Below are 5,351 nucleotides of genomic sequence, written 5' to 3'. Positions count from 1 at the left end.
CCCACGGTCCGGCCCCCGCCCGGGGAGCGGCCACCCCGTATTCCTCGGCCAGCCGCTCGATGGCCGCCGCGCCCGCCAGGGAGTGGAAGCCTCCCTCGCAGTCCGTGGCCGACGGCAGGCCGGCCGTGCCCGGGACGGGCAGGAAGCCGATCTCCCCGGTCCCGCCGGAGGCACCGCGGCGCAGCCGGCCGTCGAGGATCACCGCCGCGCCGGTGCCGTGGCCGAGCCAGAGCAGGACGAAGTCGTCGCGGTCGCGGGCGGCGCCGTCGCGCTGTTCGGCGCGGGCGGCGAGGTTGGTCTCGTTCTCGACGATGACGCGGGCCCCGGGGAGCCGCTCCGCCAGCGCCGCGACCAGGCGCCGGTGCCAGGCGGGCAGGCCCGTGGAGTCGCGCAGGTCGCCGGTGGCCGGGTCGATGAGTCCGGGCGCGCCGATCCCGACGGTGTGCAGCCGGTCGGCGCCGGCCTCCTTGGAGGTCCGTTCGACGAGGGCGACCGCCTGTTCCACCGCGGGCCCGGTGCCGGTGTCGTCGCCGATCGGCACGGACGCCTCGGCGAGCACCCGCCCGAGCAGGTCGGAGACGACCACGGAGACGCCCTCGGTGCGCACGTCGAGCGCGGCGAGGTGGGCCCGGTCGGCGACGATGCCGTAGAGCTTGGCGTTGGGCCCGCGGCGCTGCTCCCCCGCTTCGCCGACGACGTCGATGAGCCCGGCGGCGGTGAGGCGTTCGACGAGGTCGGCGACGGTCGGCCGGGAGAGTCCGGTCAGCTGCTTCAGCTGCCCCGCCGTCAGGGGTCCTTCCTCCTGGAGGAGCCGCAGGGCGAGCCGGTCGTTGATGGCTCGGGCGGTGCTCGGGGATGCGGGCATGCCGGGATCCTCCCAGACGGGCGGGTGCCGCGCGGCGGGCGGCCGGGGATGCTCCCTATCCATCAGGAAGGGTTCCTGATAGTTTACGGCGCCGGAGCACCCCAGGGCGAGCACGGGGTGACAATCACCCGGGGAGGGGCCGGAGAATGAGCGAAGTGGTCTACGAGCAACGCGTCGTGCGACGCGCCCGGTACGCCGTGGCCGCCGTGTTCACCGTGCACGGCGCGGTCACCGGTTCGTTCGCGACCCGGGTCCCGTGGATCCAGGACCACGCCGGGGTCAGCGCCGGCCAGCTGGGCCTCGCCCTCGCCTTCCCGGCGCTCGGCGCGTCCGTCGCGATGCCGCTCGCGGGCTGGTTCAGCCACCGTTTCGGCGCCCGGACGGCGCTGCGCGGACTGCTGGCGCTGTGGACGCTGTCACTGGTCCTGCCCGCCCTGGCGCCGAACCTGGCCACGCTCTGCCTGGCCCTGTTCGTCTACGGCGCGACGGCGGGCATGTCGGACGTGGCGATGAACGCCCTCGGCGTGGAGGTGGAGAACCGCCTCGGCCGGTCGATCATGTCCGGCCTGCACGGCATGTGGAGCGCGGGCGCGCTGATCGGCTCGGCGGCGGGCACGCTCGCCGCACACCTCGGCGCCGACGCCCGGCTGCACCACGCGCTGGCGGCCGGTGTGCTGACCGTGGTGGGCGCGGTGGCCTGTTCCTGGGTGCTGGACCTCCAGCCCGCCGAGGACGAGGAGCCGCCGCCCCGGTTCGCACTGCCGCCGCGCTCGGCGCTGCTGATCGGCGCGGTCGGGTTCTGCGCGGTGTTCGCGGAGGGGGCGAGCCTGGACTGGTCGGCGGTCTACCTGGAGGACGAGCTGGGCAGCTCGGCCGCCCTGGCGGCGGCCTGCACGACCGGCTTCACGTTCACCATGGCGGTCGCCCGGATCGCGGGCGACAAGGTGGTGGACCGTTTCGGCGCCGTGCGCACGGTCCGCTGGGGCGGGGTGCTGGCCGCGCTCGGCGGCCTGCTGATCGTGCTCGCCGGGCACCCGGCGGTGGCGATGACCGGGTTCGCGCTGATGGGGCTCGGCATCGCCGTGGTGGTCCCGCTGTGCTTCGCGGCCGCGGGCCGCAGCGGCCCCAACCCCAGCCAGGCCATCGCCGGCGTCGCGACCATCACGTACACCTCGGGGCTGATCGCCCCGAGCGCGATCGGCGGGCTCGCCCAGGCGACCAGCCTGGTGGTGTCGTTCGTCCTGGTCACCGTGTTGTCCAGCGGGCTCGCCGTCTTCGCGGGCGTGCTGCGGGCCGGTGACCGGGACCGTCCGAAGGTCAGCCGGCCGGACGCAGCAGTTCCCGGCCCGCGGCCCTGAACCGCTCGCTCCACGGCGCCGGGCGCAGGGTGTCGGCGTCCAGCCGCACCAGCACCCGGCTGCCGTGCGCGTACGTCGTCGATCCGTCGGCCGAGCAGAACCGGAAGCCGTAGGTCAGGCCCGTGGTGCCGAGCCGCTCCAGCCACAGGTGGACGGCGTAGGCGCCGGGCCGGGTCACGGGCGCCTCGTAGCTGATGCACAGCTCCTTGACCGCGTTGCAGGCGTCGCCGGCCGCCGCCCAGTCGCCCTCGAAGCGGAAGCCGTGCTGCTGCCACAGTTCGGCCCAGGCCCGCTCCACCATCAGGGGGTAGCGGGCGTTGTGCAGCAGGCCGAGCGCGTCCAGGTCGTCGAAGTGGACGGTGACGGGCATGAGCCGGCCGTAGGAGAGGGCGGGGGCGATCGGGGCTTCGGCGGTCACGGACGGTGCTCCTGACATGAACCTGAGGTGGAACGTTCAACCATCCATCCTAAGCGGACGCTCAGCACCCTCTCCGGGCAGGGACAATGGTCGGCGGCACCCGCACGTACGACGAAAGCGAAACCCCATGGATCTCGGCGTCCGCTGGAAACTGCACGGCGACGGACGCACCCCGGCCCCAGGAGCCGTCGTCCGCCCCGACGAACGGCTCTCCTGGCCCCGTACGGCGGGACTCGGCGCCCAGCACGTGGTGGCCATGTTCGGCGCGTCCTTCGTCGCCCCGGTGCTGATGGGTCTCGACCCCAACCTCGCGATCATGATGTCCGGCGTCGCGACGATCGTCTTCCTGCTCGCCACCCGCGGCCGGGTGCCCAGCTACCTCGGCTGCTCGCTGTCCTTCGTGGGCGTCGCCGCGGTGATCCGCGCCCAGGGCGGCACCAGCGCCACGGTGACCGGCGCGGTGCTCGCCGTCGGCGTCGCGCTCTTCCTGGTGGGCCTCGCGGTGCAGCGGTTCGGGGCCCGGATCATCCACGCCGCCATGCCCCCGATCGTCACCGGCGCGGTCGTGATGCTGATCGGCTTCAACCTGGCCCCGGTCACCGCCTCCACCTACTGGCCGCAGGACCAGTGGACGGCCCTGCTCGTCATGCTGTTCACCGGGCTGGCCGTGGTCTGTCTGCGCGGTTTCTGGTCCCGGATCGCGATCTTCCTCGGCCTGGTCTTCGGGTACGGCATCTCCTGGGTCCTCGACCTGGTCTTCGGGAAGATCCACTCGGTGGACGGCAGCGGCAAGGTCATAGACCACTGGCGCCTCGACCTCTCCGCGGTCGGCCAGGCCGACTGGATCGGCCTGCCCTCTCTCCACGGCCCGTCCTTCGAGTGGTCGGCGATCCTGGTCGCGCTGCCCGTCGTGATCGCCCTGGTCGCGGAGAACGCCGGCCACGTCAAGGCGGTCGGCGAGATGACCGGCGACCCGCTCGACGACAAGCTCGGCACGGCGATCTCCGCGGACGGCGTCGGCTCCGTGCTCTCCACCGCGGTCGGCGGCCCGCCCACCACCACCTACTCCGAGAACATCGGCGTGATGGCCGCCACCCGCGTCTACTCCACGGCCGCCTACTGGGCCGCCGCCGCCTTCGCGCTGCTCTTCGGCCTGTGCCCCAAGTTCGGCGCGGTCGTGGCCGCCGTCCCGGGCGGAGTGCTCGGCGGCATCACCGTCATCCTGTACGGCATGATCGGCCTGCTCGGCGCGCAGATCTGGATCAACGCCAAGGTGGACCTGCGCAATCCGCTGAACCTGGTGCCGGCCGCGGCGGGGATCATCATCGGCGTCGGCAACGTGTCCATGGAGATCACCGACACCTTCTCCCTCAGCGGCATCGCGCTGGGCACCATCGTCGTCATCACCGGCTACCACGCGCTGCGCGCCTTCGCGCCGGCCCACCTCAAGACGCAGGAGCCGCTGCTCGACGAGGGCACGTCCAGCTACGACGAAGGCGCCCGGACCGCCGCTTCGTAGCGTCCCGCGGAACCGTTTCGGCGCGCCGGGCCGCAGGCGTACGACGGGGTGAAGGCGCCAGGCACCCCCTTGCGGCCGTCAGACTCGCCCGGCGGCTTCCCGCACGGCCAGGCGTCGACGCGCCGCTCGCCGGTGGTCAGGGCCGGGGTCCGGCCGAGCCGGCGGTCCGCCGGGTCATGTCACTGACCGCCGGCGGGGTCGCCGTCGCCGTTGGTGCCGAGGCGGAGTCACGGTCCGGGACGGCGTACGGCACGAGGACGGGCACCCGACTCGGCCCTCGGTGGCGGCCGCGACCGGGGCACGTGAGCCTGCCGCCCACCGCTCCCCCTCGTGTCGCCGCCTCCGCCACGGCTCACTCTCCCGTGCGACGGACGACGGACCCGTTCCCCCGTTCCGGGGAAGCTCCGGGCTCGATCGCACGCCGTCAACCCGGCGGCTGGGACGCTGCCCCCATGGCGCAGTTGGAATACTTCACCACCCCCGTCGACGCGGTCGTCTCCCGCATGCGCGCTCTCGACGCATCCCTGCCCCCGCGGGACGGAGTCGCGGTCTTCAACCGCGTCTACCTCGCCGTCACCGAGGCGGTCGACCGGCGGATCGACGGCGGGCGGTTCCCGGACCCGCGGGCCGCGATCACGCTGGACGTGCGGTTCGCGGAGCGCTATCTCATGGCCGTCGAGGCGGCCACCGAGGAGCGCCGCCCGCCCGCCTGCTGGCGGCCCCTGTTCCAGTTCCGGCGCCATCCCGGCGTACGCCCGCTGCAGTTCGCGCTGGCGGGCATCAACGCGCACATCGGGCACGATCTGGCGCTCGCCGTGGTGGACGCCTGCCGAACGCTCGACTGCGATCCGGCCGAGCTGGAGGACGAGTTCGACCGCGTGGGCGACCTCCTCGTGACGCTGGAGGAGCGCATCCGCGAGGATCTGATGCCGGGCCCCGACCTGCTCCAGGTCGCCGACCCGCTCACCCATCTCCTCGGCGCGTGGAGCCTGGACCGGGCGCGGGACGCGACCTGGTCGGCGGCGCGGGCGCTGTGGGCGATGCGCCGGCTGCCCGACCTCACCGAGGAGTTCGTCGAGCGGCTGGACGCGGCGGTGGGGTTCGCGGGACGCATGATGCTGACGCCGCTGCCCGCCTGAGGCTTCCGGGCGCCGCCGCCCGCCTGGGCGCCCCGGGGAAGACGTGCCGCCG

Annotated in this window: 5 protein-coding genes; 3 read left to right on the top strand and 2 right to left on the bottom strand. The window is 73.9% G+C overall.

Features of this window, described 5'->3' with window-relative positions; genetic code table 11:
- A partial coding sequence (locus CCN42_RS34095; protein WP_086741299.1) for an ROK family transcriptional regulator occupies window positions 1-865 on the bottom strand: 865 nt, incomplete at its 3' end.
- Window positions 866-1,011: 146 nt separating this feature from the next.
- Here CCN42_RS34095 and CCN42_RS34090 point away from each other — a divergent pair.
- A complete protein-coding gene (locus CCN42_RS34090) occupies window positions 1,012-2,223 on the top strand; it encodes an MFS transporter (protein ID WP_086741298.1) in 1,212 nt (403 codons plus the stop codon).
- Here CCN42_RS34090 and CCN42_RS34085 read toward each other — a convergent pair.
- The gene (locus CCN42_RS34085; protein ID WP_086741297.1) at window positions 2,183-2,641 is read right to left on the bottom strand and encodes an acyl-CoA thioesterase; all 459 of its coding nucleotides are present in this window, start codon (window positions 2,639-2,641) and stop codon (window positions 2,183-2,185) included. The genes CCN42_RS34090 and CCN42_RS34085 overlap by 41 nt on opposite strands.
- Before the next feature lie 127 nt (window positions 2,642-2,768).
- Here CCN42_RS34085 and CCN42_RS34080 point away from each other — a divergent pair, with 127 nt between their 5' ends.
- Window positions 2,769-4,160: a uracil-xanthine permease family protein gene (locus CCN42_RS34080; RefSeq protein WP_086741296.1), complete on the top strand. Its 1,392-nt coding sequence runs from the start codon at window positions 2,769-2,771 to the stop codon at window positions 4,158-4,160.
- A gap of 452 nt (window positions 4,161-4,612) precedes the next feature.
- Window positions 4,613-5,299, top strand: a complete 687-nt coding sequence (locus CCN42_RS34075) for a DUF5995 family protein (RefSeq protein ID WP_086741295.1) — start codon at window positions 4,613-4,615, stop codon at window positions 5,297-5,299.
- The last annotated feature ends 52 nt before the right edge of the window (window positions 5,300-5,351 follow it).

The sequence above is a fragment of the Streptomyces glaucescens genome (genome assembly GCF_002154375.1).
In the GTDB taxonomy this organism is placed as follows: domain Bacteria; phylum Actinomycetota; class Actinomycetes; order Streptomycetales; family Streptomycetaceae; genus Streptomyces; species Streptomyces glaucescens.
This window is presented reverse-complemented; position numbering and strand designations above follow the sequence as displayed.

What these genes read in the sequence shown, in the direction of transcription:
- CCN42_RS34080 (WP_086741296.1), top strand. Translation starts at nt 2,769, where the DNA reads ATGGATCTCGGCGTCCGCTGGAAACTGCACGGCGACGGACGCACCCCG.
- CCN42_RS34075 (WP_086741295.1), top strand. Translation starts at nt 4,613, where the DNA reads ATGGCGCAGTTGGAATACTTCACCACCCCCGTCGACGCGGTCGTCTCC.
- CCN42_RS34090 (WP_086741298.1), top strand. Translation starts at nt 1,012, where the DNA reads ATGAGCGAAGTGGTCTACGAGCAACGCGTCGTGCGACGCGCCCGGTAC.